The sequence below is a fragment of the Candidatus Saccharimonadia bacterium genome (assembly GCA_035544015.1).
In the GTDB taxonomy this organism is placed as follows: domain Bacteria; phylum Patescibacteriota; class Saccharimonadia; order UBA4664; family UBA4664; genus UBA5169.
The window spans coordinates 1-1140 of sequence record DATKIP010000107.1 but is presented as its reverse complement, the minus strand read 5'-3'; the positions used below and the strand labels follow the sequence as shown (position 1 = coordinate 1140).

Here is a 1140-nt window from a genome sequence, read left to right as displayed (position 1 = left end):
GCGGGAGGAATCGATGAGGCGCTTCGTTGAAGAGGCGGATCGTGGGCAATGGACGCTATTGCCCGAATGCCTCGATGATTTCATTGACGAGAGCAACCCTGTTCGCGTGATCGATGTGTTTGTCGATGCGCTCGATTTGGCCGAGATGAGCTTCGAGGGGGTTGAGCCAGCAACAACTGGTCGGCCGTCGTACCACCCCTCGGTTCTCCTCAAGCTTTACATCTACGGCTATCTGAACCGGGTGCAGTCGAGCCGGCGGCTCGAGCGCGAGGCCGGACGCAATGTCGAAGTCATGTGGCTGCTGGGCCGGCTTGCACCTGATCACAAGACGATCGCGGACTTCCGCAAAGACAATGGCCTGGCGCTGCGCAGGGTATGTGCGCGCTTCGTCGAACTCTGCCGTGAGATGGGTCTTCTTGCGACGGCGAGCGTCGCCATCGATGGCAGCAAGTTCAAGGCCGTGAACAACCGGGACAAGAACTTCACGCGGGCGAAGGTGGAACGGCGGCGTGTCCAGCTGGAGGAGAGCGTCGCGCGCTATCTGAGCCAACTTGACACGGCCGACCGGCAGGAGCCGACGGAGGCGCTGGCCGCGAAGGTAACAAGGCTTACCGAGAAGCTGACGAAGCTGAAGGAGGAGATGAGCAAGCTTGCTGTCTACGAGAAGCAGATGCTCGCTTCGCCCGACCATCAAATCTCGCTGACCGATCCCGACAGCCGTTCGATGGCGACCAGCGGCCGCGGTTCCGGCGTCGTCGGCTACAACGTGCAGGTCGCCGTGGATACCGAGCATCATCTGATTGTGACGCATGAGGTCACGAACAGCGGCTCAGATCGGGCCCAACTGGCCAATATGGCCAAGCAGGCCAAGGTTGTTCTCAAGACCGAGACGCTCGAGGCCGTTGCCGATCGCGGCTACTTCAGCAGCCTGGAGATCCTCGCGTGCCACGAGGGCGGCATCACGGTGACCCTGCCCAAGCCGCAGACGTCGGGTGCCAAGTCAGATGGCCGCTTCGGCAAGCAGGACTTTGTCTATTTGCCAGAGGAGGACGCCTATCGCTGTCCGGCTGGAGAGCAACTGCCATATCGCTTTACGAATGAGGAAGACGGCAAGCGGATACGGCGCTACTGGACCACAGC

1 protein-coding gene is annotated in these 1140 nt (G+C 61.1%); it reads left to right on the top strand.

The features are described 5' to 3' along the window. Positions 1-13: 13 nt before the first annotated feature. Positions 14-1140: IS1182 family transposase (locus VMT30_08925; protein ID HVQ45051.1), on the top strand; the 1127-nt coding region annotated here is incomplete at its 3' end.